Here is a 24,930-nt window from a genome sequence, read left to right on the forward strand (position 1 = left end):
AAGCATTTGTACACGGGGGTACAAATGCTTTTTATTATGATCGTATTTTTGAAAATACATATATAAGAAGTTCAATCGCGAAAATAACTAAAACAGATAGTCCGAATAAAGGCATGACAGCGCCTAGTATAACCATCATGATAAAGAAAACGAGTACGCTTTTCTTATCTCTTTGCTTTGGCGGTGCTGCTAATTTTCCTTTCGGTTTTCTTGCTAACCACATTTTTATTCCGTAATAAATGAGAAGTAATAAAGAAAATGTCGTTAGTAAGCATAATATTTTATTTGGCCATCCGAATAAATGTCCTTCGTGAAGCGGGATACCGTAAGTGAACCATTGTGCAAATAAGCCATAATCACGATAGTCCGTTTTTGAAATGAGTTCTCCGCTATATTGATCAAAGTAAGCTGTTATCTCTTCATTGGGTGCAACATGCATACCCGTAATACCAGAACCGCTCGATTTTGAAACAGTGAATACACCTTTCGGATCAGCTGGTAGTGAGATAACATATGGCTTTTTTATTTCAATTCCTTTTTGTAATTCATCGACAGAAATTGCTTTCGGTTCATTTGAATTCGATTCAGGCGGAGCTTCTTTTCTTGTTGCCCACGGCAATTCTTTTACCTTCGATTCAGGCGGTGCCATATATAATTTGGGATATCCGATCGATTCATTCGACGCTGCGATTTTATAAATTTGGTTGCCCATAAATCCTGACCACGGCAATCCAGATGCGACTAGCAGAACGAGAGGAATTGTAAATATAATACCGATAATAGAATGACGCCGTTTTGCTTTTTCTCGCTTATTGGATGATGGTGTGTTTTTGAATTGGCGTATACTCATATATAAACCAGTCATAATTAAAAAGATTGTCCAGCATGCCGCGAGTTCTACAATATAGTTGACGACAGTACCACCAACTAAAAGAGAACTATGTAATTCCCGCATGATATTGGCAAACGTTTCACTAGCGTTTTGATCCCCAACAATTTGATTATTGCTATCTAAATACACATATTTTTGTTGCCCAGTATATTCATTTGCAATAGTAAGCCTCGTATTATAATCCCCATTAAACTCACTAATTTTCGCCACACTATAATGTGGATATTTTTTCTCTGTTAAGGAAATAGAATCAGACATCGAAATAGATTCTGTTTGGGCGCTCTTCCCAAAATATAAATCTTTATAGATGAAATCTTCAACTTCCTCTCGAAATAAATACCCAATTCCGCTCAGTGACAACGTAATAAGAAGTGGCGTAATAAAAAGCCCAGCATAAAAATGCCAACGCCAAAAAATGTAATGAAGCGAACGATTTACTTTCATACTTTCAGTTCCCCTAACCTTCCCTATATGAATAACTACTTATTTAATATAGCGAGATTAAGTGTGGATACTTTGAAAGAATTGTGAAGAAAGTTAAAAGTTTTGGGGATTTTTAGCAAACAAAAAACACATTTTAAAAGGGCTGTTTTCTATGTTTATGAAGATCTCTTAGTATTTGATAGATACATCCTAACAACCGCCTCAGCAAGACATTGAGCAGAATCCACAAAATCCTCACTCGCCACAACATTCAAATCAGTACATGCGATAATAGCAGTATCTATTTCATCTTTTAATTGTAAAACGAGCGCGCTCCATAATTTGCGGGCTTCTTCAACTTCTCCGCTTTTAATACAAGTAATAATTTGATTAATCATCTCCTGCCATTTTTCATTATGGAGGTATTCTATATTACGTTTTGCAATCCCGTCTTGGTAAATTCCAGCTTGAACAGTCGCTTCTGTTGCGAGAAGAGCGACTCTTTTTACAGTTTCAGGAATTGCTCGTAACGTCTCATCGACTATATTCAAAATTGGAATAGAAAGAGAATGCTGTAATTCTTCAAAATAAAGATGCGCTGTATTGCAAGGCATAGCAATAAAGTCTACACCAGCACTTTCGAGTTTTTGTGCTCCTTCAATAATCGCTTTTTTCATCGCTTCGTGATCGATAGGACGATCCATGTAAAACGGTGTTGGGCAAGAATAAATCATCATATGAGGAAAGTCTATATCATGTTTTGCTCCGTATATTGTTTGGCACTCTGCTACAACTGTATCGACGAATGGCCCAGTTGATTTTGGCCCCATTCCTGCTAGTATTCCAATCATTTTTTCGTCTCCTTTAACATTGTATATATCCATTATATAGGAGAATAACAAAAAGACGTGCAGTGAGTGCACGTCTTTTTGTTATGTTTTGTCGAACAATCGATATATCCAAGAAATCGTTGATATATTGTAAGTTATGATAGATATATCGAAAAAATCGTTGATATATCCCGAGTTATGATAGATATAATTGAAAAATCGTTGATATAATTACCCCGTAAATGCCCGACTGGTGAGGGCTGATAATCGGCGGGGGATGCCCCCACTGATTAAAGTTTCACTTTATCGCTTCTCAATCGCCACAATAAATGGCGGGTTGTTTTGTTGGTTAATGAAGCCGTATCGCAAAACGTGAGCATGTTTTTGGTCGAGTTCTTCTGCAAATTTAAGTACAGCGTCGCGTTCTACTTGTCCTTCTGGATGTCCGTGGTAAATGACGAGGACGATGATACCTTCAGGTGCCATTACTTCTAATAACTGTTCGATCGCCGAAATCGTTGAGTTCGGCTTTGTAACGATATGTTTGTCTCCGCCTGGAAGGTAACCTAAGTTGAAGATTGCGCCTGTCACTTTTCCTTTTGCATCTTCTGGTAATACGGATACAAGTGTATCGTGACTATCGTGAACTAAAACTGTACGTTCAAAAAGTTCTTTTTCTTTTAGACGGATGGTAGAACTTTCGATAGCTTCTTTTTGAATATCAAATCCAAATACTTTTCCGTTATCTCCAACGATTTCAGCTAGGAAGCAAGTGTCATGCCCATTGCCGAGCGTTGCATCTACAGCGTAATCGCCTTCTTTTACTGCCGTTTGCAAGAGAGTGCGAGCAAACGGTAATACACGTTCTAATTTCATTTTTGTTTCTCCTCATTTGCATATTTTCCTTGCCAGCTTCCGCGGCGTACAAATTCTGCATCGATGGAATTTAATACTTCCCATTTATTTAAGCTCCACATTGGGCCAATCATTAAATCAGGTGGACCGTCACCTGTGATACGGTGCACAATTACGTCTTCTGGAATCATTTCAAGTTGGTCTACAACGAGACTTACGTAATCCTCAAGAGAAAGGAATTCTAGTTGTCCTTTTTCATATTGCTTCACCATTGGCGTTCCTTTTAATAAGTGAAGTAAGTGGATTTTAATTCCTTGTACATCAAGCTTCGCTACTTCACGAGCTGTTTCCATCATCATGTCGTAATCTTCAAGAGGAAGGCCGTTAATAATATGAGAGCAAACTCTAATGCCATGTTTACGTAATTTATTTACGCCTTCAACGTAAGAAGGATAATCGTGAGCACGGTTAATCAGATTGGCAGTTCGTTCATGAACAGTTTGTAATCCGAGTTCAACCCAAAGGTACGTGCGTTTATTTAAGTCCGCTAAATATGCAACGACATCGTCCGGTAAGCAATCTGGACGAGTCGCGATAGAAAGACCGACAACGTCTTTTTCTGCTAGAAGCGGTTCGAATTTTTCTTTTAACACTTCAAGTGGTGCATGTGTATTTGTATAAGCCTGAAAATAAGCGATACATTTTCCATCTTTCCACTTTGAACGCATTTTTTCTTTCATTTCATGATATTGCGTTATAACATCATCGCGGCGATCACCAGCGAAGTCGCCAGATCCGGCAGCACTGCAAAATGTACAACCACCGTAAGCAACTGTACCGTCACGGTTCGGACAATCGAAGCCAGCATCTAATGAAACTTTAAAGATTTTTTCACCAAATTCATTTCGTAAATGGTAATTCCATGTATGATAACGTTTATTGTCGTTTGTATATGGAAAAGGGTTTTGAACCTTCATTATTTTCCCTCCTAAGCCGAGTCAAAATGAAACAAAATCCATTATAACATACTCATAAGGTTCAGATGGAAGGGACACACTAAAGGGGAATTGAAGCAAGGAGGGACAATTATGGCAGAGCGTCAATCACTTGAATCGTATATTACACAGGCGGAACAAGCGGTGGAATATGCGAAAGAGCAATTAGATCTTGGTATGAGACAAGAGCATTACAATACGATGGAGTATTCAGATGCACAGTTACAATTAGAACAAGCATATAACGATTTACAAACGATGCAACAACATGCGAATGATGAGCAACGTGAGCAGTTAAATAGAGCACGTATGGCAATTCGCCAATTGCAACATCAAATGATTATTACACCGCACTAATAAGGAGTGAATGTAATGGCGAAACGTTCAGATCAAAATAACCCAGAACAAAAAACACAAAATGGACATAACGCTGAGTTTTCGAATGAGCTTGATCCAGTTGTGCAAGTGAAACAGCGCAACAGTAAAAAAGGACAACCTCAAAGATCGAAGCAATCAGAGTAGACCAGGTCGCAATATGACCTGGTTTTATTTTATTATATTACAATAATGTAAGATTCCTGTAAGGTTAACCGATAGTTACGATTGTCCTTTTCCAGTAGAGTAAGGAAGGATTAAATTTTATACAAGGAGTTGCTTTATGGGGAACAATATTACAAACAAACGAATTGATGAGTTAGATTACATTCGTGGTTTCGCACTACTGGGGATTATTTTAGTAAATATTCTTGCACTACTTAATATTAAAATTCCAGACCCTAATACAGTGGATGCAAGTTATCAAAGGTTTCTATACTTATTTGTAGAAGGTCGTTTCTTCTCGATTTTCTCATTCTTATTTGGAGTGGGATTCTATATCTTCATTACGAGAGCAATTGCAAAAGGGAAAAATGGATACATTTTATTTCTACGCCGCGTAGTTGCATTATTTATTTTCGGTTTGATTCATTACATGTTTCAGCCTGGAGAAGCGCTAACGTTATATGCAATTTGCGGGTTAATCGTTTTACCGTTTTATAAAGCGAAAAAACAAGTGAACTTAGTAATTGGTCTTATTTTGACAATAGCCTTTAGTGTAATGGGTGTTAAAGAACTATTACCACTTGGTTTAATTTTATTAGGTCTTGCTGCAGGCCAATATCGTGTATTTGAAAATCTTTCAAAAAATATAAAGAAAGTCGCTATTTTTACAGGTATTATGTTTGTTTTAAGTGTCGTAGCTGTATGGTATCAATACGGGCACGTGCCTGCTGAGCCATTTGTAAATATGATACTTATGAATGAGGACGGAACAATGGATGCTGCAGGCCAATTTTTAAAAATTGGTGTTACAGTTGGACCAGTCATTTCAGCTTTCTATGTGGGCGCATTAATTTTATTACTTCAATTAAAAACAGTTCAAACATTGTTAGCACCACTCAAATACTATGGTCGTATGGCGTTAACAAATTATATCGGACAAACTGCAATGATTTTAATTGCAGGAAGTGCATTTAACTTTGCGGGAAACTTAACGTACATGCAGACGTTATATGTATGTATTGCAATTTACGCAATTCAAATTGTGTTTAGTGTGATTTGGATGAAAATCTTTAAGATGGGTCCACTAGAATGGATTTGGCGTGTTATTACGTACTGGACGGTAACACCTTTAAAGAAATAAAAAGAGAAGTAGGCTGTTCCTTTTGTGGAACAGCCTACTTTTATTTTCAGCTTTTGTCGGTAAGTCAATATAATTTCATTTGCGGATGTACCATTTCAAAAAGTGAACGAATTTGTATTTAAAGGAAAAAAGCCAACCTTACATGCTCAGCCTTTTTATATTACAAAAGTGTAAGGTAAATGTAATGTTAACAAATAGCAGTTCCCCTCCAAAAAGCGCAAAATAGGTAATGGAAAAACAAGCATAGGAGGATATATATGACGAAACCAGTTGTAGACGTGAAAAACGTTCAAAAAGTGTACGGTAAAAAAGGTGAGAACCAATCACACGCGTTAAAAGGTGTATCATTCTCAATTCAAGAGGGTGAGTTTGTAGGAATTATGGGACCATCTGGTTCTGGTAAAACGACATTATTAAATGTAATTTCAACGTTAGATAAAGCAACAGGCGGCGTTGTTGAAATTGCGGGTACGGATATTACAAAAATGAAGCAAGGTGAGCTTTCAGATTTCCGTTCACAAAAGTTAGGATTCATCTTCCAAGACTTTAATTTATTAGAAAACTTATCTATTTATGAAAACATTGCACTTCCACTTTCACTTCAAGGTGTTTCATCACGTAACATTGGACCGAAAGTAGAAAAAGTAGCAGATATGTTAGGAATCACAGAAATACTTCAAAAGTATCCATCTGAAGTATCTGGTGGACAAAAGCAACGTTCGGCAGCAGCGCGCGCTTTAGTACATGAGCCTGCAATTATTTTAGGGGACGAGCCAACAGGAGCGCTTGATTCTAAAAATGCAGCGAGTTTACTTGATGCGATGACAAACTTAAATGAAGATCAAGGCGTATCTATTATGATGGTTACACATGATCCGTATAGTGCAAGTTACTGTCAGCGTATTTTATTCATTCAAGATGGTGAGCTATATAAAGAAATTCACCGTGGTGGTACACGTGAAGAGTTTTATAAAGAAATTTTAGATGTGCTTGCAGACTTAGGCACACAAAAAGCGTAAGAAAGGAGACTTTGGCATGTTATTCAAACTTTCCATGTCAGGGCTAAAAAGTAAGCTGAAAGATTATATCGTCTTACTTGTTGGTCTTGTCATGTCGATTTCAATTTTTTATATGTTCCAAACGTTAGCGCTGAATGAAGCGTTTATCGAATCTAACTCAGTTATTAAATCAATTGGATTCGTATTCCAAGCAGGTTCATTTTTATTAGCAATTATAACCTTCTTCTATATTTTATATGCGAACTCTTTCTTACTATCACTTCGTCAAAAAGAGTTTGGTATGTATATGATGTTAGGAGCAAAAAAGCATAAAGTTACATTACTTATGTTTATTGAGACAATTGTATTAGGTGCCGCGTCTCTTGCGATTGGACTTGCAGTTGGTGTAGGACTTGCTGAAGGTATTGGTCAGTTGTTAATGAAACAACTCGAATTTGCGGGTGAAGGTTATAAAGCATTTTATTTACCATCCATGACTGTTACTTGCATCTTCTTCTTTGCATTATTTGTATTATCAGCAATTATGAATAGTATTAAATTATCACGTATTTCTGTATTACAACTTGTACATGCAGATGCACAAACAGAACGTGTTGCAGTAAAAGGGAAAATGACAGGTTTAGTTGCATTCCTTGCGGTTATTTTATTAGGTATTGGCTATGCATCAATGATTTATATGGAAAAGCTAAGAGAAATGGGAATCCTTATTGCATTAATTACAACAACAGCTGGTACTTACATGCTATTTGGATCGCTTCTTCCTGTTATTATTAAAAAGTTAAAAAGTAATAAAAAACGAAGCGAAAAAGGGCTTAACGCTTTTACTTTTGCACAATTAAACTTCCGTATTAATAGTTTAACGAAAGTGCTTGCGACAGTAGCAATGTTAGTTGCTCTTGGAGCCGGTGCAATTTCAGGTGGTATGGCGTTTAAAAATAATGTTATAAAAATGGTAGATGGTTTAGTAATATATGATTCAGTAGTTCATAACCCAACAGCTGAAGAAAAGAAAATTTTAGACGGTATTACATTTAAAGAGAAAAACGAATATCGTTACAAAGTAGATGGTAAATACGTTTATTATGTAAAAGAAGATTTAGAAAAAAATCGTCCTTTAATAAAAGATATGTCAAATATGAAGTCGATGAAAGATTTAGTGAATACGAAGAAAGTTTCAGAGGAACTACCGGTAGGTGCAGTTTCTAGAGAAATGAATGAAAAAGATGCGAACGCTAAAGAACTTCCAGAAGAATGGGACGAGGCTTTCAGAACAATTCACCCATTTTACGTATATGAGAATCATGCAATTAAAATTGTAGATCAAAAAATGTACGATACTGTAAATGGTAAAGAAGGAATCGTATTTACAGGGAAAACAGATGATTTTGTAGCATACACAAAAGAATGGAAAAAACTTGACGAGTTGCAGCTAGATAAATATAAAAATGTAGCAGCTGAAAGATTAAATAGTAAATATCAAGCTTACGACATGTTCTATGGCGTTGCGAGTGGAACAGTATTTATGGGCTTCTTCCTTGGAATTGCTTTCTTAGCGATGATGGCAAGTTGTTTAATGTTTAAAATTCTTTCTGGTGCATCAAAAGATATTACGCGTTATCAAATGCTTCGTAAAATCGGTGTGCGCCGTGAATTATTAACGAAATCGATTTATAAAGAGTTGTTCTTAGTATTCTTATTCCCGGCAATTGTCGGTATTGCCCATGTATTAGTTGGTATGAATATTTTTGGTTTCATTTTAGTTGATCCGTATTTCCGTATTTGGGTACCGATTGTAATTTTCGTAGTCATTTATGCGATCTACTACTTCATTACAGTTCAATTGTATAAAGGAATTGTTCTTCCGAAAGAGGACTAATAACAAAAATACCGAGCATAGGGTGCTCGGTATTTTTCTTTATTTTCAGAAAGAAATATCAAAAAACATTGATATGTTACTTAATTGTGTTATAGAATATAATTAAGTAACATAAAATGAATGTATAAAGTAGCAGGAAATGAAAGGAGGAATCCAACTTGCAGAAAGAAGATGGATCTTTATTTGAAGTTATAAGTATAGCGCTAAGGTCCAAAGAAGTTTTACTATTTTCATCTTTATCCCTCGTTATTTTTCTAACCGCAACGTATTTTTACAATAGTAAGTTTCCAAATCATAAATATCCAGAATTTTTAGGTGCATTAAAGTATATCGCTTCAATTGTATAGCGTAAAAAATTTAAAAGGAAATGGATAATACATGGAATTCCCATAGCATGATAAGGTAAAATGGACAACATGATGAGAAAATTACCGTTCATAAGATGAGGAGAATACATGTATGGAAGTTGTAGAGGCACTAAAAGATATAAGCCAAATTGAGGCTATGAAAAAATATTTGAAAGAGCATTCCCAGCGAGATTATCTTTTATTCGTTATTGGAATTAACACGGGATTAAAAATTACTGAGCTACTTAGTATGAAGTTTGAAGATGTATTAAATGAAGATGGAACTGCTAAAGAGTTTTATTCTCTTCCTGTGAAAGATGAAAAATTTAAACAAGATATTTATTTAAATACAAAAGTAAAAGAAGCGCTTTTAGCGTACGTACAATCTTTTGATGCTCAAAGAGAAAACTACGTATTTCAATCTAATAAAACGACAAATTCAATTACGCGTCAACAAGCTTATCGGGTGATTCATAATGCTGCGGAAGCAGTTGGAATTGTTGGGAAGATTGGAACGAATTCAATGAGAAAAACATTTGGGTTTCACGCGTACAAAAGAGGAATAGCGATTGCGCTACTGCAAAAACATTTCCATCACGCAACGCCATCAGAAACGCTCAAATATTTAGGTATTTCAAAAGATGAAAAGTTTAAAACGGAGATCGATGTAGATTTGTAAAAGCCGTAACTAAAAATTTTAGGGGGCGGAAAATATGAATATTAGAGAAAGTGAACTTCCGGGTATTGGTTGTAAGTTTGAAGTAATTACGAAAGGTAATGAAAAAATGGTTATCGTTATTCATGATGATGGAAGAAGAGAAATGTATCATTTTGATGTGGATCATGATGAGAGTATTTCAAGCATTTCTCTTCGCGATTCTGAAGCGAGACAAATTGCGGCTATATTAGGCGGAATGGTCTATAGGCCACAAGCGTTAGACACGATTGAGATGGCTTTTGAAGGATTATCAATTGAGTGGTTTAAAATAGAAAATAACGCACCAGTCGTACAAAAGACAATTGGTAGTTTACATGTTCGTAAAACATATAACGTAACAATCATTGCTATTTTGAAAAAGAATATGAAGAAATTTTTCAATCCAGGTCCAGATTCTATCATTGAGGCTGGTGATATGCTCGTATTATCGGGTGAAAGACATGAAGTGAAGAGAATTATTAATGAGTTGCTTTCAGCGGGAGGTGACTCATAATCGATGGATACTTTAGTCTTTGAAGTTGGAACTGCGTTAGTATTAGTAGCTTTTGCAGCTATCCTCGCTGCAAAGTTAAAGTTTTCGATTATTCCGTTTCTCATTATACTTGGTATGCTAGTGGGGCCTCATGCCCCAGATTTAGGGCTTATCGATTTAAGGTTTATTGAAAGCGGAGAAGTAATTTCCTTCCTCGGCCGTGTTGGCGTCATATTCCTCTTATTCTATTTAGGCTTAGAATTCTCAATAAAAAAATTAATTAAATCCGGAAAGTCGATTGCTTTTGGGGGAACTGTTCATATATCGCTTAATTTTATATTAGGTTTGCTTTACGGATATATAATGGGTTTCCCCTTATTAGAAACATTAATTATTGCCGGAATCATAACAATTTCCTCGAGTGCAATTGTCGCAAAAGTAATTGTTGATTTAAGGCGATCTGGTAATAAAGAGACGGAGCTAATTTTAGGAATCATTATGTTTGATGATATCTTTTTAGCTGTATATTTGTCAGTTGTTTCAGGGTTAGTACTCGGAGGGGCAACGTCATTTGTAGGTGCTCTTACATCTGTTTTAATCGCAGTAGGCTATATGTTATTATTCTTTATAATCGCTCGAAAAGCTACGCCGTTCCTAAATAAAGTATTAGATATTTCGTCTAATGAAATTTTTATTATCGTAATATTCGCTATTTTATTCTTTGTGGCTGGTTTTTCAGAAACGATTCATGTTGCTGAGGCGATTGGAGCGTTATTATTAGGGCTTGTCTTTTCTGAAACGGAGCATAGTGATCGAATCGAGCATCTTGTCGTTCCGTTTCGTGATTTCTTTGGAGCTATATTCTTTTTCAGTTTCGGTTTAAGTATAGATCCATTTTCTCTTGGAGGAGCCGTGTGGTTGGCCTTAGGAGCAGTTTTCATTACTCTCATCGGTAATTTTATCGCTGGAATGGCTGCGGGACGTAAAGCAGGGTTATCACATAAGGCATCTACGAATATCGGATTAACGCTTGTATCACGCGGAGAATTCTCCATTATTGTCGCGAATATTGGAATTGCGGGCGGCTTAATGGCGACGATTAAACCATTTTCAGCTTTATACGTGTTAATATTGGCATCGTTAGGACCTTTATTAACGAAAGAGTCTGGGAGGATATACTCTCTGTTGGATAAAATATTTAAATGGAGCGCTAAAGAACGTGCGAAGCGAGAAAAAGAAGTTGGGTAGTACAAACAAGGGTAGACTGCATGAAAATTTCATGCAGTCTACCCTTTTATATATTGTTACTGTTGTTATTTTTTGTCGGTAAGTCGATATATTCTAATAATCGCTGATATAATCCAAGAAGCAATCAATATAATTTCATTTACCGATAAACCATTATCTGAATTTCATCAACTATTAATCAGTTGCCTTCCTATTTAAAAACGACTACAATTTTACTGTTATATATGAACGAAAAAAATAGAATAGGAGGGGAGAATATGCCAAGGAAAGTATGGCTATTAGTAGCTGGGATGATTATTAATGTCACGGGTGCTTCTTTTTTATGGCCTTTTAATACAATTTATTTGCATGATCATCTAGGGAAATCTTTATCAGTGGCTGGAATGGTATTAATGATCAACTCGCTTACTGGTGTAATCGGAAACTTGCTCGGCGGTGTTTTATTTGATAAATGGGGCGGTTATAAATCAATTTTAGTAGGAATTGTCATTACACTCGTATCGATTTTAGGTCTTGTGTTCTTCCACGGTTGGCCGTTATATGTTGTATGGCTAGCATTAATTGGCTTTGGTTCTGGAATGGTCTTTCCATCGATGTATGCGATGGTTGGTACAGTTTGGCCAGAGGGCGGAAGACGAGCATTTAATGCGATGTATGTTGGACAAAACGTTGGTATTGCGATTGGAACAGCGTGCGGTGGTTTAGTTGCGTCGTATCGTTTTGATTATATTTTCTTAGCGAACTTTATTTTATACTTTGTTTTCTTCTTAATTGCTTTTATTGGATTCCGTGGTATGGAAGACAAAAAAGGGTCAGAGGTACAAAAAGAAGTCGAAACGAAAAAAGGGTGGTCACTTACACCGGGATTCAAAGCACTTCTTATTGTGTGTGTAGCATATGCCTTATGCTGGGTTACATACGTACAGTGGCAAGGGGCGATTGCAACACATATGCAAGAATTAAATATTAGCCTTCGTCACTATAGTTTATTATGGACGATAAACGGAGCGATGATTGTTTGTGCGCAGCCGCTCGTTAGTATGCTAATTCGCTGGATGAAGCGTTCTTTAAAACAACAAATTATGATTGGGATTTTCATTTTTGCGGCTTCATTCATTGTGTTAAGTCAAGCGCAGCAATTTACGATGTTCCTCGTTGCGATGGTAACATTAACGATTGGTGAGTTATTCGTATGGCCAGCGGTTCCGACCATTGCAAATATACTTGCACCGAAAGATAAATTAGGATTTTATCAAGGGGTCGTAAATAGTGCGGCGACTGTAGGGAAAATGTTCGGACCAGTCGTTGGCGGAGCAATTGTTGATTTATACAATATGGAAGTATTGTTTATCGCGATCATGGTAATGCTTGTAGTAGCGCTTATAGCAACGAGCATTTATGACAAACGAGTAAAAGTAGAAGAAACAGTTGAAGAAAAAATTGCAGTTTAGTTTGACGGAACATGTAACATGTTTTAGAATATATTTAAATTAACTCATATTTGTAATAACAGTGAAAAGGAGTAGTAGTAATAGAAGCTGGTTTAGAGAGTTGACGGTCGGTGCAAGTCAATCCACGTTTCGTTATGAACTCGCCTTTGAGTTGCAGTTGTGAAACTAATAGTAGCAATTGCCGTTAATCCACGTTACGGATCTAAGCGAATGTATATTTTACATTAATTTAGGGTGGTACCGCGGGAATCTATAACCTCTCGTCCCTTTCTAGGGATGAGAGGTTTTTTGTATTTTGGGCGGTGAAAATAAATAGAATTTCAAGGAGGGTATCTCATGAGCTTTAATCATCAAGAAATTGAGAAGAAGTGGCAAGGATATTGGGAAGAGAATAAAACATTCCGTACGCCAGATGAGACAGAAAAACCAAAATTTTATGCACTAGATATGTTTCCATATCCATCAGGTGCAGGCTTACACGTAGGACATCCAGAAGGTTATACAGCGACAGATATTTTATCTCGTATGAAGCGTATGCAAGGATATAACGTTCTTCATCCAATGGGGTGGGATGCATTCGGTCTTCCAGCAGAGCAATATGCACTTGATACTGGAAACAGCCCGGCAGAATTTACAGAGCTTAATATTAATACGTTCCGTAATCAAATTAAAGCATTAGGCTTCTCTTATGATTGGGATCGTGAAGTAAATACAACGGATCCAAACTACTACAAGTGGACACAATGGATCTTCTTAAAACTATTTGAAAAAGGCTTAGCTTACGTTGATGAAGTACCTGTAAACTGGTGTCCAGCGCTTGGTACAGTACTTGCAAACGAAGAAATCATTGACGGTAAGAGTGAGCGCGGTGGACATCCAGTTGAACGTCGTCCGATGAGACAGTGGATGTTAAAAATTACAGCTTACGGAGATCGTCTATTAGAAGATTTAGATGAGCTTGATTGGCCGGAAAGCTTAAAAGATATGCAGCGTAACTGGATCGGTCGTTCTGAAGGTGCAGAAGTTCACTTCAACATTGATGGTACAGATGAGAAGTTCACAGTTTTCACAACGCGCCCTGATACATTATTTGGTGCAACATACTGTGTACTTGCTCCAGAGCATGCACTTGTTGCTGAAATTACAACAGCAGAACAAAAAGAAGCTGTAGAAGCTTACATTAATTCTGTAAAAATGAAGAGTGACCTAGAGCGTACAGAACTTGCGAAAGAAAAAACTGGTGTATTCACTGGTGCTTACGCAGTTAACCCAGTAAACGGTGAGAAATTACCAATCTGGATCGCTGATTACGTTCTTGCAACTTACGGAACAGGTGCTGTAATGGCAGTTCCAGCTCACGATGAGCGTGACTATGAATTCGCATCAGTATTCAATCTTCCAATGAAGGAAGTTGTAAAAGGCGGAGACATTACGAAAGAAGTGTACACAGGTGATGGTGCACACGTAAACTCAGCATTCCTTGATGGACTAAATAAAGAAGAAGCAATCGCAAAAATGATTGAATGGCTTGAAGTAACAAGTGCAGGAAATCAAAAAGTAACGTATCGTCTACGTGACTGGTTATTTAGCCGCCAACGTTACTGGGGTGAACCAATTCCAGTAATCCATTGGGAAGATGGCACAATGACAGCTGTGAAAGAAGAAGAATTACCGTTAGTTCTTCCAAAAACAGAAAACATCCGTCCTTCAGGTACAGGGGAATCACCACTAGCTAACATCGAAGAGTGGGTAAATGTTGTTGATCCTGAAACTGGTAAAAAAGGTCGTCGTGAAACGAACACAATGCCACAATGGGCTGGTAGCTGTTGGTACTACCTACGCTACATGGATCCAAACAATAACGAAGCACTTGTAGATCCTGAAAAAGTAAAACAATGGCTTCCAGTTGATATTTATATCGGCGGTGCAGAGCATGCTGTACTTCACTTACTATATGCTCGTTTCTGGCATAAAGTATTATATGATATCGGTGTAGTTCCAACGAAAGAGCCGTTCCAACAATTATTCAACCAAGGTATGATTCTAGGTGAAAACAACGAGAAAATGAGTAAATCAAAAGGTAACGTTGTAAATCCTGATGATATCGTAGCGAGCCACGGTGCAGATACACTTCGTCTATACGAAATGTTTATGGGACCATTAGATGCTTCAATTGCTTGGTCTGAAAATGGTCTTGACGGAGCTCGTCGTTTCCTAGACCGCGTATGGCGCCTGTTCGTTCAAGATAACGGTGAATTAAGTGAGAAAATTACTGATGCACCAAATAAAGAGCTTGAAAAAGCTTACCATCAAACAGTGAAGAAAGTAACAGAAGACTATGCAGAGCTTCGCTTCAACACAGCGATTTCTCAAATGATGGTATTCATCAACGATGCATACAAAGCTAATACACTTCCGAAAGAATATGTAGAAGGTTTCGTAAAAATGATTGCACCAGTTGCACCTCATATCGGGGAAGAACTTTGGAGCAAGCTTGGTTACAATGAAACAATCACATATGCAAGCTGGCCAACATTTGATGAGTCTAAACTTGTAGAAGATGAAGTTGAAATCGTTGTTCAAATTATGGGCAAAGTTCGCGCAAAATTAACAATGAGTAAAGACGCATCAAAAGAAGAAATGGAACAACTTGCACTTGAAGCAATTAAAGAACAAATCGAAGGAAAAACAGTTCGTAAAGTAATTGTCGTTCCTGGAAAACTTGTTAACGTTGTTGCAAACTAATGAATGAAAGAAAAGCTCAGAGCCTTTATGCTCTGGGCTTTTTTATATAGAAAATAATTTCTGGATCGTCTTCATCTAGGTTTTCAATTATTCCACTACGCATAAATCCATTCGCTTTAAAAACTTTTTGCATATTTGTATTCGATTCGTTCGTTGAAGAAAATATTTTTTGAGTAGGAGAATTACTTAACATATAGGAGATTAATGAGCTTGCATGACCTTGTCTTCTTTTTGTTGGCGAAACAATAATTAATGAGAGGAACGTGTAGCCAAAGAAGTTCGTATCATACGTCAGAAAACCTAAAATAGAATTGTCTTCTTTTACAATGATGCATTGCTCCTTATCAATAGCGTGTTTAATATAATTTCGTCTACTATCGTCTCCAATTACATCAATATCTATATGTAAGATTGAATCTAAATTGTCGTTTGAAGCTTTTGTAACGTTTCTCAATAGAAATGCCTCCTTTTAAAGTGGAGAAAGAATAATTAGTCAATTGATTCTATCATGAATGAGGAAAAAGGTGAGGAATTATTATGCAGACAAACACCTATTTTTAACTAGGAAATATGATACAAAAGGTAGGTTAAATTGAAAACAAGGGGTGAAAGGAATGAAAGGGATGGACAATAATGCACCGCATGGCTTCTTCGGAGGTGGATCGGATAGTTATGAACAAATGATGTTAATGGGAGGAGCAGGGCAACAAGGATACGGTGGAATTCCGAGCTGGATGGGTGGAGCACATGGAGGATTTCCAACATCAGTAGCAGGCATGCAAACTGGAATTCCAACGTTAACGGGAGGATTTCCGACATCAGTAGCTGGCGCACAAACTGGAATTCCAGTAGGAGTACCAACTACATTTCCTTCTTTCGTTGGAGGGGGACAGACAGGATTCCCTGTACCAGGAGTAGGTGTTGTAGCAGGAGGAGTAGGTGGGTATCCGCAAGTCATACACGGTCATCACCACCATCAAGGTCAACATGGCCAACACGGTCATCACCACCATCAAGGTCAACACGGCCATCATGGTCATCACCACCATCAAGGTCATCACCAACAACAAGTACATCACCACGGTCACCACCACATTCATCCACAAGCTGTTCTTTATCAAACTCACCAAGGCCAACACGGTCACCAAGGCCAACACGGTCACCAAGGCCAACACGGTCATCAAGGCCAACATGGTCACCATGGACATCACCACCAAGGCCAACATCATGGACACCAAGGTCACCACCATCACCAAGGTCATCAAGGCCAACACGGTCATCATGGGCACCAAGGCCAACATCATGGACACCAAGGTCAACAGCACCAACAGCACCAACAATATCAGCAATATCAACAATCTTCTCCTTGGACAGGTGGAATGGGAACAGGAGCAGCAGGAGCAGCTAGTATTAGTGGAGCAGCAGGACACGCGGGGCACGTGGGTCATTAATGAGCTGCAGAAAAAAAGACATAATAAAAAACTGCTAGGAAATCCTAGCAGTTTTTTTCAGCTTCTTGGCGCTGACGTTCGATTTCAGCTCGAAGTTGTGGTTCTGGTGCTTGCCAGCCTTCTGGTTTTAAAATTTTGCCGTCGCCTTCACGGAATCGAGGTTTCCCATCAGGGAATAGTTTTGCCATGTTTGCGTTGTTTACAATCTCGAATCCTTTATCTGGACGTACGCCCATTTCTGCAAACGTTCCGAATGCAAAGTAAATAAGGTCAATAAGTGCATCGTATTGATCTTCAACAGTAGTTGCTTCTAGAAATTCTTCTAGCTCTTCTTGCATAAAACTTGCACGGATTTTTGCGCGCTCTTCTGTTAGTTTTGTTGGAGTATTTGTTACAGGATGTCCGAAATCTTCATGCATTTTTGCAACAAGCTCGTACCCTTTATCTAAACCTTTTTCGTTTGTCATGTTGTTTCATCCTTTCTCACTTTGTGCCGAATTTCATTGTAACATAAGGTGATTATTAAATAAAAAAAGGATGTTCTAAAAATATATTGAAAAATTCTCTTCTTATTATAGGTTGTTACTATTGTCAATTTTTGTTGGTAAATCGATATTTTGTGTCGAATCGTTGATATATTTTGAGTTATGGTAGATATATTTGAAAAATCGTTGATATAAATTCATGTACTGTAGCGCTGATTCCAAAATAGAAAATGAAAAGGATGTCATCTAGTCAAAAATCTCGACTTATGAGACATCCTCGCTCGTTATTCTTCTTTTTTTATTAAAATGGATAAAATAAGGTCGATGCCGAACATACCAACGAGTAACATCGGTATAACGACAAGTAAATAACGTGTGAAGGAAACATTTTTTAAGTATGTATGAGCAAATAAAAAGACGCCGAGAAATAAAATACCGTTTAAAATAGGCTTTACTAATTTTTTAGACATAAGCTCCCCCATAAATATCTTCTCTCTCTATCTAAAATAAAAACTCCTCTATCCGTTGTATCATGCCGGAGAGAGGAGTTCAATCATTTCTCATTCAATCACACCAGAATTTGTAATATTTACGGTGTATTTTATATGAATTGGAACATCTTTGTACATTTGTCTCCACTCTTCTAATTTGAATGGGCGATAATGGTGTTTATATCTTGCTCCTAGCCCGAGGGGATCGACGCCTAAAGATTTGAACTGCTTAATTAATTTGGCAGCCTGTACATCCAATTGTTTTTGGACATTTTTTTCAATGTTTTTTGTGTTCTTGTTATTTTCTAAGTTAATTTGTTTCGATAGTTCTTGAATACGTGCATCAAGATGAACGTGAATGAAAAAAGAAGGCTTTCCGCTTTTAATCTTTATATCGTAAGTTGGAACAGAACGAATATTATTAATCATTACGTACGCAGAATCTGTTTTAAATTCATGTGAATCTAATTTATGTTTCTCTAACAGTCCTTTAAATATGAACATATCTTTTTGCGCAATTTTACCGATATATTTATCCTTTTTAAAAAGACCAATTCCGGTGATTTTTATTTTATCACCATGTTTCTTTAAAATTGGAATATAGTAGTCTTGTCCTTCTTGATAATAACGGAATGCTCCTACATGCAGATTATCTCTTGGTAAAGGACCGGTCTCCATATTATGTTCTAGCAACTTTTTTATATAAATTGCAACGTTGTATGAGGTTGTATATTTGCCTTTTAAAAGTTCAGTACCATTCCCCTCTAACAAAGCAGCATATAAAGCGTTCCCTATATTCACATCTCGAAGTAATGTATCGAATGAAGTAGACATTCCTTTTTTGGCAAGTCTTATAGTATATAGAGCGACACGCATTTGTCCGCTAGCAAAAGGTTGAGAAGATTCTAAAGATGTGTCTGCTTTTACTTGTTTTACCGCATTGGCGCTACCTTCAAAAACTTGAACTTTATTTCCTTTTTTCTGAATGGGACAAACGAATGTCACTTTTACTTTATTATCTTTTGCTACATCAAAAACGCTTCCTTGAATAAGTTGTACATCATCGATAATATTTTTTTGTAAACATCCGGTTAAACTGAAGAATGTTATACAAGAAATAAGTATTAATTTACTTGTGCTTTTGATTTTTTCCATTTTCTTTTCACCCACACAATAATAAATAGGATTGGGATGTATACATAAATGAGCCAAAAACTAACTTTTGATGCATTACTAATAAAGTTATTAATATCTTGTCTGTTTGTTAAAAGTTGCGAAACAATGAGAGTGATAATGATAAAAGCGATTAAAATACCTCTTTGTTTTACACGGAATATTTCGTGAGTTGCTCTCATTGACGCCCATAAAGGGAGGATAAAACTTGTAATAATAACGAGTGCATAAGCGGAAATTGCGATATATTCGAGTCTTTCTATAAATGGTAATTGAATGACTTGGGTCATAGAAAGTTGGGCCCATATCGTTTTTAACAATTGTTTTTCACTAAAAAATGCAAAGGCTAAAAGGGTGCTAAATAGATATAGAAGATTTGAAAATAGTGCTCCAAGCTGAGCGTATTTATGAGATTGCATAGGCTTTTTCACAAATGGATACACCATGAGGTAAATCTCAAAACCGGTCATACTGTAGATTGACAGTTGAGCGGATTTTAAAATGTCTGAAAAAGAATGGGTGAATATAGGTAGTAAATTCTCCCAATGTGAATATTTCAAAACGAATAAGCTTAGAAATAAATATCCTAATGTACCACCAACAGAGATGACGCAAATACCGGTAATTACACGAAATCCAGAAGAGATAATGTAATAGCTAACTAAGCACAAAAAGAGTGTTAACATAAAGGTGGAAGCGGTAGGAAACATCCATACTTGAATAATTTCGACATACGTTCGAATAACCGAAATACTGACGATTAAAAAATAAGCTGCAAAGATGATATTAAAGACATTCCCTATCCACTTTCCAAACGTTTGCCTTTGTAAATCAATTAAATTTCCGTTTGTTTCTTTTACTAAAAAATACATCATCCATATAAGGAGGTGAATACAGAGTCCTGTGATTAGAACGCCCATCCATCCGTCGTATCCAGCGGCCTTTGCGATGATTCGAGCGAAGCCGAGAACGCCAGCACCGAACTGTGCACCGTGAATTAAGAAGAAAACGAAGATAGGAGATATTTGATATTTTTCTTGAACTTTACTCATCGAATGCACCTCATTTCTTAATCATCAAAGTCCGATCTATGTTTTGTTGAAATTCCTTTTGCTGCTTTTTTTACATGTTGTGGTCTTGCTTGCACATCTCTTGTATCAATCATTGTTAAAGGGAAACGAATCCAAGAATCTTTAACGGATTGTTGTCTTGTCGGATAAAACAAAGCGTACGGCTTACGTAAGGACGTAAGCCTGAATAGATGAGTAAATAAGAAGATAAATCCAAGAGAAATCCCGAAAAGTCCTCCTATTTCTGCAAATGCGAGAAACGGGAAGCGTAGTAATCGAACCGCATTACCCATTTTATAAATAGGTGTAATAAAGGAAGCGAGTGCTGATAAGGCAACGATAATTAATAAAATGTTACTCGTTAAACCAGCTTGTACAGATGCTTGCCCGATTACGATACCGCCTACAATACCGAGCGTTTGACCGACTTTCATCGGTAACCTCGCGCCAGCTTCTCTCAGTAAGTCGATTGCTAGTTCTAAAAAGAGTGCTTCAATTAAAGGTGGGAATGGTACTTGTGCCCTTGATAAAATCAAAGTTTCAAGTAAGTCACTTGGAATGAGTTCATAATGATAATTTAAGACTGCAACGTATAACGGTGTAGCGCAGATTGAAAATAGAACGGCGATTAATCTTAAAATCCTTGAAAATGTAGCGTACATCCAGGAGACGTTATAGTCTTCTGGTGAAATGAAAAAATCGAAATAGGATACTGGAGTAAGTAGCACGCTTGGAGAACCATCAACAAAAATAGCGATTTTTCCATCAATGAGTGCTTTTGTAACTCTATCAGTGCGTTCTGTATTGATATAGAGAGGGAAAATCGATTTTTCACCCATCAATTCTTGTATATAAGCACTATCATTAATTTGATCATATTCAAGAGCGCGTAATGATTCCTCGAGAAAATCAACATTATCTTTTTCAGCGAGGTTGTCTAAATACATCATGACAACTTTTGTTTTGGAAAACTCGCCGATAATCATTTCTTTTGTTTGTAAATCTAAAACAGGAAGACGTTTTCGAACTAAATTAATGTTTGTATCAATATCCTCTACGAAACCTTCTTGTGGCCCAATAACAGTTGATTCGTTTAAAGGAGGGGTTGGTGCACGATAATTATCAATTGCAATGTTTGCAAGCATACATTTTTGATCTTGCTGCTTCAATTGAATAATTGCATGTCCTTTTAAAACCATGTCCTCAATTTTTTGTAAGTCATTCGTAATTGTGATACCACTCATCGGAATATGTTCCTTCAGTTCTTCTAGTGAAGCATTAGGTCGTTCCAAAAGAGTAGGCATTAAATACTTTTGCAATTTCTCCCCATCAAGTGAAGGACGATAGTAAGAAATCCAATATGGCATCGTTTCATCATCAGATGTGTGATAATTAACAAAATCACTAGACTTCTTGAGCTTCTCTATTAAATCTTGTAGTGAATGAATACGGTCTTTTTCTGGCTTCGAAAAATCATAAATACTATTACTTCCAGAGCTTTGTTGTTTATTCTGAGAAGAATCATTTTGTTTCGAGTTTTGCTGTTTCTCATGAGAAGAGTCGTCTTGTTTAGAATTTTGTTGTTTCTCATAGGAAGAGTCGTCTTGTTTAGAATTTTGTTGTTTCTCATGGGAAGAGTCGTTTTGTTTAGAATTTTGTTGTTTCTCATGAGAAGAGTCGTCTTGCTTAGAATTTTGTTGTTTCTTATGAGAGGAATCGTCTTGTTTCGAGTTTTGTTGTTTCTCATGAGAAGAGTCGTCTTGCTTAGAATTTTGTTGTTTCTCATGAGAGGAATCGTCTTGTTTCGAGTTTTGCTGTTTCTCATGAGAAGGATCATCTTGTTTAGAATTTTGCTGTTTCTTATGAGAGTAATCATCTTGTTTCGATTTTTTTTGCTCGCTACTATCACCTTTATTATGTTTCATACTTCTAGTCTGATCTTTGTTCACAATCTCTTGATTACTAGGCTGCTGCTTCGGGTTATCTGCTTCTTTTGTCTCTGTTGAATTTGATTTTTTTTTCTTACGTAGCCAATTCCAAATCATATGTATGCCCTCTTTGATTTTTGTAATATAGTGCTATTTTGTGGCTAATTTTGTATATTATTCATTTATTTATGAAAAGAAGAAGGAGATTGATTTGCATAGAAAAAAACCTTTAGTAAGCAGTTCATACTATAACGGGAAGAGGGAGAGTCTGTGCAAATTGTAAAAAAAGAGAAGTTTGCATTAAATGAGTTTACATTTGAAAATGGTAGGGAAATCCCTGTTCAAATGGGATATGAGACGTATGGTATTTTAAATAGAGAAAGGTCAAATGCCATTTTGGTTTGTCATTATTTTAGTGCAACAAGTCATGCAGCAGGAAAATATACTGTGCATGATGAGGAGTCTGGTTGGTGGGATGGGCTAATTGGACCTGGAAAAGCGATTGATACAAATAAATATTTTGTTATATGTACTGATAATCTTTGTAATGTACAGGTGAAGAACCCGTATGTAATTACAACGGGACCGAAGTCGATTAATCCAAAAACAGGGGAAGAATATGTTATGGATTTCCCTGTGTTTACCTTTCTTGATGTAGCTCGTATACAATATGAGTTAATAAAAAATATGGGAATCTCAAGGTTACATGCTGTAATAGGGCTGTCGGCGGGTGGAATGATTGCGCAGCAATGGGCTGTTCACTACTCTCATATGGTAGAGCGAATGATTGGCGTTATTACGAACCCGCAAAATCCAATTATAACGTCAGTAAATGTAGCGCAAAATGCGATTGAAGCAATTCAACTAGATCCAAGTTGGAAGGGCGGGAAATATGGAGAAACACAGCCAATGCAGGGGCTTCATTTAGCAAACAGAATGATGTTTATGAACGCTTTTGATGAGCATTTTTATGAAACGGAATTTCCTCGTAACAGTATTGAGGTAGAACCTTATGAAAAGTTTTCTACACTAACATCATTTGAGAAAGAGATAAATAAAGTGACATACAAAAGTATAGAGTTAGTAGATGCAAATTCGTGGATGTACACTGCGAAAGCAGTTTTATTGCATGATATTGCGCATGGATTTTCTTCTTTGGAAGAGGCTCTTTCTAAAATAGAAGCGAATGTACTTATGATTCCGTGTAAACAAGATTTACTTCAGCCGTCTCGTTACAATTATAAAATGGTAGACATTTTGCAAAAACAAGGGAAGTATGCGGAGGTCTATGAAATAGAAAGTATAAATGGGCATATGGCGGGAGCGTTAGATATTCATTTATTTGAAAAGAAAGTTTATGAATTTTTAAATCGGAAAGTGTCTAGTTTTGTGTAGAAAATAAATGATGTGAAAAAGGTGCAATATGTGTAGTAGGCACCTTTTTTTACATGATTTGTAGACGGAAAATATATGTAGCGATTGCTATACCGAAGAACGCTATACTAAGTAATAGAAATAAGAATGACATTTCTTGGGGAGATTTTAACTTTTTATTATTTTTCATGCTGAGTACAATAATTGCGGCGGTTAAAAAAATAATGCTCATAATGAAAAGAAAAAGTGTCATTTTAATCGACTCCTTTCATAAAACAAGTATATTGAGGATACAATGCGATAGAGATGTTTGTAAAGAATAAGTTTTACGGAGAAATTGAGAAATAAATTCTCCATTCTTTGCGTTCCTTCTTTTGCATGCTAAAATTGATTAGAAATGGTTGTTTAAAGAAGAAACGAAAGGTTTTATTGTATATAAGGAGGAACGACATATGACAGAAGTAAAAACAATTACAACAGAAGAAGTACAAGAACGTTTAGAAAATGGAGAAACGTTATTTTTAGTAGATGTAAGGGAAGATGAAGAAGTAGCAGCAGGGAAAATTCCAGAAGCGGTACATATTAAAATGGGTGATATCCCAAATAAAGTAGACTTCTTTAATAAAGAGAATGAATATATCTTTATTTGCCGTTCGGGAATGCGCAGTGAGAATGTATGCCATTATTTAAATGAGCAAGGATTTAAAACAGTGAATATGGTTGGCGGTATGCTTCAATATGAAGGCGAAATGAAATAGTTAATTACTAAAAACTTGAAACGAGTCTGTTTCAAGTTTTTTTCTTTTGCATACAGTATACAAAAGGAGGAGGGGGAAATGGGGATTAATTTGCGTAAAGTAAAAATTATTAATAATACAGGAGCTGTTAATGTCGGCGACTGTTATGATATCTCACCTTTAGCTGTAGCGAAAATATACGCGGGTGCTGGAGGATCGAGTGCGGCTATTTTTTTAAATGGAAAAAGGCAGCCAGAAGCGGTGATTAGAACATCAGTATTCCTTCCGCCATTAGCAACGAGTACACGTACATTAGGTTCGTAGAGGAAAGGTAGAGTGTAATTATGCCTGCGCATATAAAAGAGTTTGTTATTGTTAATAATACTGGGAATATATTTACAGGTGACAATTTGAGTGATACTTCATTTACTGCTACGAAATCGTATAGTGGTTCAATGGGGTGTACTTGGATTGATGTTGTTACAGTAATAGGAACAGAGACGAAGCTTTGTTTACAGCCGGGTGATTCTGTGACGACAACATATACACGAGGTACTCCTGCTGGTACTGTAACAGGAACAAATATGGGGCAAAGTGTAAATGCATCGAGTATAGCGCAAGCTGTCCCGAATACAGATAATATGGATTCAATTGCTGGACTCCCTTAAG

The 24,930-nt window shown here is 36.7% G+C and carries 27 protein-coding genes and 1 other annotated feature; of the genes, 16 read left to right on the top strand and 11 right to left on the bottom strand.

Annotated features, from left to right (window positions below):
• Positions 1–34 precede the first annotated feature (34 nt).
• The 4 genes from DPQ31_RS23960 to DPQ31_RS23975 all read right to left on the bottom strand — a co-directional run bounded on the left by DPQ31_RS23960 (position 35) and on the right by DPQ31_RS23975 (position 3,977).
• Positions 35–1,336, bottom strand: a complete 1,302-nt coding sequence (locus tag DPQ31_RS23960; protein ID WP_098911425.1) for a PepSY-associated TM helix domain-containing protein — start codon at positions 1,334–1,336, stop codon at positions 35–37.
• Between the two features lie 155 nt (positions 1,337–1,491).
• Positions 1,492–2,166: an aspartate/glutamate racemase family protein gene (locus DPQ31_RS23965; protein WP_098710970.1), complete on the bottom strand. Its 675-nt coding sequence runs from the start codon at positions 2,164–2,166 to the stop codon at positions 1,492–1,494.
• A gap of 282 nt (positions 2,167–2,448) precedes the next feature.
• Complete coding sequence (locus DPQ31_RS23970; RefSeq protein ID WP_097957406.1) at positions 2,449–3,021, bottom strand: tRNA 5-(aminomethyl)-2-thiouridylate-methyltransferase MnmM; 573 nt, start codon at positions 3,019–3,021, stop codon at positions 2,449–2,451.
• Positions 3,018–3,977, bottom strand: coding sequence for a tRNA modification radical SAM protein MnmL/YtqA (locus DPQ31_RS23975; protein WP_000868020.1), 960 nt, complete (start codon positions 3,975–3,977; stop codon positions 3,018–3,020). The genes DPQ31_RS23970 and DPQ31_RS23975 overlap by 4 nt, the downstream gene beginning before the upstream one ends.
• Positions 3,978–4,088: 111 nt before the next feature.
• Between DPQ31_RS23975 and DPQ31_RS23980 the strand changes: the two genes are divergently transcribed.
• The 11 genes from DPQ31_RS23980 to leuS all read left to right on the top strand — a co-directional run bounded on the left by DPQ31_RS23980 (position 4,089) and on the right by leuS (position 15,552).
• A complete protein-coding gene (locus DPQ31_RS23980; RefSeq protein ID WP_000840865.1) occupies positions 4,089–4,352 on the top strand; it encodes a YtzC family protein in 264 nt (87 codons plus the stop codon).
• 15 nt (positions 4,353–4,367) lie between these two features.
• Positions 4,368–4,517 (top strand): hypothetical protein, encoded by a 150-nt coding sequence (locus DPQ31_RS23985; RefSeq protein WP_001129345.1) that lies wholly within the window; start codon positions 4,368–4,370, stop codon positions 4,515–4,517.
• Between the two features lie 136 nt (positions 4,518–4,653).
• Positions 4,654–5,676 carry a DUF418 domain-containing protein gene (locus DPQ31_RS23990; protein WP_000527724.1) on the top strand — a complete coding sequence of 341 codons (1,023 nt, stop codon included), beginning with the start codon at positions 4,654–4,656 and terminating at the stop codon, positions 5,674–5,676.
• A 257-nt stretch (positions 5,677–5,933) separates the two neighbouring features.
• Complete coding sequence (locus DPQ31_RS23995; protein ID WP_000165849.1) at positions 5,934–6,695, top strand: ABC transporter ATP-binding protein; 762 nt, start codon at positions 5,934–5,936, stop codon at positions 6,693–6,695.
• 16 nt (positions 6,696–6,711) lie between these two features.
• A complete protein-coding gene (locus DPQ31_RS24000) occupies positions 6,712–8,571 on the top strand; it encodes an FtsX-like permease family protein (protein ID WP_098000229.1) in 1,860 nt (619 codons plus the stop codon).
• Between the two features lie 158 nt (positions 8,572–8,729).
• Positions 8,730–8,918 carry a hypothetical protein gene (locus tag DPQ31_RS24005; protein ID WP_001168331.1) on the top strand — a complete coding sequence of 63 codons (189 nt, stop codon included), beginning with the start codon at positions 8,730–8,732 and terminating at the stop codon, positions 8,916–8,918.
• A 112-nt stretch (positions 8,919–9,030) separates the two neighbouring features.
• The gene (locus DPQ31_RS24010) at positions 9,031–9,597 is read left to right on the top strand and encodes a tyrosine-type recombinase/integrase (RefSeq protein WP_000454203.1); all 567 of its coding nucleotides are present in this window, start codon (positions 9,031–9,033) and stop codon (positions 9,595–9,597) included.
• A gap of 34 nt (positions 9,598–9,631) precedes the next feature.
• A complete protein-coding gene (locus tag DPQ31_RS24015; protein ID WP_001026058.1) occupies positions 9,632–10,129 on the top strand; it encodes a cation:proton antiporter regulatory subunit in 498 nt (165 codons plus the stop codon).
• A gap of 3 nt (positions 10,130–10,132) precedes the next feature.
• Positions 10,133–11,356 (top strand): cation:proton antiporter, encoded by a 1,224-nt coding sequence (locus tag DPQ31_RS24020; protein WP_000380433.1) that lies wholly within the window; start codon positions 10,133–10,135, stop codon positions 11,354–11,356.
• Between the two features lie 257 nt (positions 11,357–11,613).
• The gene (locus DPQ31_RS24025; protein ID WP_001137542.1) at positions 11,614–12,807 is read left to right on the top strand and encodes an MDR family MFS transporter; all 1,194 of its coding nucleotides are present in this window, start codon (positions 11,614–11,616) and stop codon (positions 12,805–12,807) included.
• A gap of 52 nt (positions 12,808–12,859) precedes the next feature.
• Positions 12,860–13,078: a binding site (T-box leader), on the top strand.
• A 65-nt stretch (positions 13,079–13,143) separates the two neighbouring features.
• Complete coding sequence (gene leuS / locus DPQ31_RS24030) at positions 13,144–15,552, top strand: leucine--tRNA ligase (protein WP_000009472.1); 2,409 nt, start codon at positions 13,144–13,146, stop codon at positions 15,550–15,552.
• Positions 15,553–15,577: 25 nt separating this feature from the next.
• Here leuS and DPQ31_RS24035 read toward each other — a convergent pair whose 3' ends face one another.
• Positions 15,578–16,006, bottom strand: a complete 429-nt coding sequence (locus DPQ31_RS24035; RefSeq protein ID WP_001246768.1) for a GNAT family N-acetyltransferase — start codon at positions 16,004–16,006, stop codon at positions 15,578–15,580.
• A gap of 160 nt (positions 16,007–16,166) precedes the next feature.
• Here DPQ31_RS24035 and DPQ31_RS24040 point away from each other — a divergent pair, with 160 nt between their 5' ends.
• Positions 16,167–17,003: a hypothetical protein gene (locus DPQ31_RS24040; protein ID WP_208731105.1), complete on the top strand. Its 837-nt coding sequence runs from the start codon at positions 16,167–16,169 to the stop codon at positions 17,001–17,003.
• Between the two features lie 44 nt (positions 17,004–17,047).
• Here the strand turns inward: DPQ31_RS24040 and DPQ31_RS24045 are convergent, their stop codons facing one another.
• The 5 genes from DPQ31_RS24045 to DPQ31_RS24065 form a co-directional block, all read right to left on the bottom strand.
• The gene (locus DPQ31_RS24045) at positions 17,048–17,470 is read right to left on the bottom strand and encodes a pyrophosphohydrolase domain-containing protein (RefSeq protein ID WP_000180546.1); all 423 of its coding nucleotides are present in this window, start codon (positions 17,468–17,470) and stop codon (positions 17,048–17,050) included.
• A 302-nt stretch (positions 17,471–17,772) separates the two neighbouring features.
• On the bottom strand, positions 17,773–17,958 hold the full coding sequence (locus tag DPQ31_RS24050; RefSeq protein ID WP_000038783.1) for a hypothetical protein: 186 nt from the start codon (positions 17,956–17,958) through the stop codon (positions 17,773–17,775).
• 90 nt (positions 17,959–18,048) lie between these two features.
• Positions 18,049–19,134, bottom strand: a complete 1,086-nt coding sequence (locus tag DPQ31_RS24055; protein WP_098911419.1) for a Ger(x)C family spore germination protein — start codon at positions 19,132–19,134, stop codon at positions 18,049–18,051.
• Complete coding sequence (locus DPQ31_RS24060) at positions 19,104–20,204, bottom strand: spore germination protein (RefSeq protein ID WP_098911418.1); 1,101 nt, start codon at positions 20,202–20,204, stop codon at positions 19,104–19,106. The genes DPQ31_RS24055 and DPQ31_RS24060 overlap by 31 nt, the downstream gene beginning before the upstream one ends.
• 17 nt (positions 20,205–20,221) lie before the next feature.
• The gene (locus DPQ31_RS24065; protein WP_208731107.1) at positions 20,222–22,267 is read right to left on the bottom strand and encodes a spore germination protein; all 2,046 of its coding nucleotides are present in this window, start codon (positions 22,265–22,267) and stop codon (positions 20,222–20,224) included.
• 153 nt (positions 22,268–22,420) lie between these two features.
• On the opposite strand from DPQ31_RS24065, the gene DPQ31_RS24070 reads away from it, so the two are divergent.
• Positions 22,421–23,545 carry a homoserine O-acetyltransferase family protein gene (locus DPQ31_RS24070; protein WP_208731109.1) on the top strand — a complete coding sequence of 375 codons (1,125 nt, stop codon included), beginning with the start codon at positions 22,421–22,423 and terminating at the stop codon, positions 23,543–23,545.
• A gap of 49 nt (positions 23,546–23,594) precedes the next feature.
• Here DPQ31_RS24070 and DPQ31_RS24075 read toward each other — a convergent pair whose 3' ends face one another.
• Positions 23,595–23,777 (bottom strand): hypothetical protein, encoded by a 183-nt coding sequence (locus DPQ31_RS24075; RefSeq protein ID WP_000171892.1) that lies wholly within the window; start codon positions 23,775–23,777, stop codon positions 23,595–23,597.
• Positions 23,778–23,976: 199 nt separating this feature from the next.
• Here DPQ31_RS24075 and DPQ31_RS24080 point away from each other — a divergent pair, with 199 nt between their 5' ends.
• From DPQ31_RS24080 to DPQ31_RS24090, 3 genes are all read left to right on the top strand, one after another.
• Positions 23,977–24,282 carry a rhodanese-like domain-containing protein gene (locus DPQ31_RS24080; protein WP_000141215.1) on the top strand — a complete coding sequence of 102 codons (306 nt, stop codon included), beginning with the start codon at positions 23,977–23,979 and terminating at the stop codon, positions 24,280–24,282.
• 78 nt (positions 24,283–24,360) lie between these two features.
• Complete coding sequence (locus DPQ31_RS24085; protein WP_000512461.1) at positions 24,361–24,585, top strand: spore germination protein; 225 nt, start codon at positions 24,361–24,363, stop codon at positions 24,583–24,585.
• 20 nt (positions 24,586–24,605) lie between these two features.
• The gene (locus tag DPQ31_RS24090; protein WP_001110863.1) at positions 24,606–24,929 is read left to right on the top strand and encodes a hypothetical protein; all 324 of its coding nucleotides are present in this window, start codon (positions 24,606–24,608) and stop codon (positions 24,927–24,929) included.
• Position 24,930: the final 1 nt, after the last annotated feature.

The sequence above is a fragment of the Bacillus sp. COPE52 genome (assembly GCF_003355115.1).
Lineage (GTDB): Bacteria > Bacillota > Bacilli > Bacillales > Bacillaceae_G > Bacillus_A > Bacillus_A toyonensis.

Excerpts from the sequence above, each read along its gene's own strand:
- DPQ31_RS24075 (WP_000171892.1), bottom strand. The coding sequence starts at position 23,777 with ATGACACTTTTTCTTTTCATTATGAGCATTATTTTTTTAACCGCCGCA.
- DPQ31_RS24015 (WP_001026058.1), top strand. The coding sequence starts at position 9,632 with ATGAATATTAGAGAAAGTGAACTTCCGGGTATTGGTTGTAAGTTTGAA.
- DPQ31_RS24020 (WP_000380433.1), top strand. The coding sequence starts at position 10,133 with ATGGATACTTTAGTCTTTGAAGTTGGAACTGCGTTAGTATTAGTAGCT.
- DPQ31_RS24060 (WP_098911418.1), bottom strand. The coding sequence starts at position 20,204 with ATGAGTAAAGTTCAAGAAAAATATCAAATATCTCCTATCTTCGTTTTC.
- DPQ31_RS23970 (WP_097957406.1), bottom strand. The coding sequence starts at position 3,021 with ATGAAATTAGAACGTGTATTACCGTTTGCTCGCACTCTCTTGCAAACG.
- DPQ31_RS24080 (WP_000141215.1), top strand. The coding sequence starts at position 23,977 with ATGACAGAAGTAAAAACAATTACAACAGAAGAAGTACAAGAACGTTTA.
- DPQ31_RS24050 (WP_000038783.1), bottom strand. The coding sequence starts at position 17,958 with ATGTCTAAAAAATTAGTAAAGCCTATTTTAAACGGTATTTTATTTCTC.
- DPQ31_RS24010 (WP_000454203.1), top strand. The coding sequence starts at position 9,031 with ATGGAAGTTGTAGAGGCACTAAAAGATATAAGCCAAATTGAGGCTATG.
- DPQ31_RS24085 (WP_000512461.1), top strand. The coding sequence starts at position 24,361 with ATGGGGATTAATTTGCGTAAAGTAAAAATTATTAATAATACAGGAGCT.
- DPQ31_RS23965 (WP_098710970.1), bottom strand. The coding sequence starts at position 2,166 with ATGATTGGAATACTAGCAGGAATGGGGCCAAAATCAACTGGGCCATTC.
- DPQ31_RS23980 (WP_000840865.1), top strand. The coding sequence starts at position 4,089 with ATGGCAGAGCGTCAATCACTTGAATCGTATATTACACAGGCGGAACAA.
- DPQ31_RS23960 (WP_098911425.1), bottom strand. The coding sequence starts at position 1,336 with ATGAAAGTAAATCGTTCGCTTCATTACATTTTTTGGCGTTGGCATTTT.
- DPQ31_RS24025 (WP_001137542.1), top strand. The coding sequence starts at position 11,614 with ATGCCAAGGAAAGTATGGCTATTAGTAGCTGGGATGATTATTAATGTC.
- DPQ31_RS23995 (WP_000165849.1), top strand. The coding sequence starts at position 5,934 with ATGACGAAACCAGTTGTAGACGTGAAAAACGTTCAAAAAGTGTACGGT.
- DPQ31_RS23975 (WP_000868020.1), bottom strand. The coding sequence starts at position 3,977 with ATGAAGGTTCAAAACCCTTTTCCATATACAAACGACAATAAACGTTAT.
- DPQ31_RS24000 (WP_098000229.1), top strand. The coding sequence starts at position 6,712 with ATGTTATTCAAACTTTCCATGTCAGGGCTAAAAAGTAAGCTGAAAGAT.
- DPQ31_RS24045 (WP_000180546.1), bottom strand. The coding sequence starts at position 17,470 with ATGACAAACGAAAAAGGTTTAGATAAAGGGTACGAGCTTGTTGCAAAA.
- DPQ31_RS24055 (WP_098911419.1), bottom strand. The coding sequence starts at position 19,134 with ATGGAAAAAATCAAAAGCACAAGTAAATTAATACTTATTTCTTGTATA.
- DPQ31_RS23985 (WP_001129345.1), top strand. The coding sequence starts at position 4,368 with ATGGCGAAACGTTCAGATCAAAATAACCCAGAACAAAAAACACAAAAT.
- DPQ31_RS23990 (WP_000527724.1), top strand. The coding sequence starts at position 4,654 with ATGGGGAACAATATTACAAACAAACGAATTGATGAGTTAGATTACATT.
- leuS (WP_000009472.1), top strand. The coding sequence starts at position 13,144 with ATGAGCTTTAATCATCAAGAAATTGAGAAGAAGTGGCAAGGATATTGG.
- DPQ31_RS24090 (WP_001110863.1), top strand. The coding sequence starts at position 24,606 with ATGCCTGCGCATATAAAAGAGTTTGTTATTGTTAATAATACTGGGAAT.
- DPQ31_RS24040 (WP_208731105.1), top strand. The coding sequence starts at position 16,167 with ATGAAAGGGATGGACAATAATGCACCGCATGGCTTCTTCGGAGGTGGA.
- DPQ31_RS24065 (WP_208731107.1), bottom strand. The coding sequence starts at position 22,267 with ATGATTTGGAATTGGCTACGTAAGAAAAAAAAATCAAATTCAACAGAG.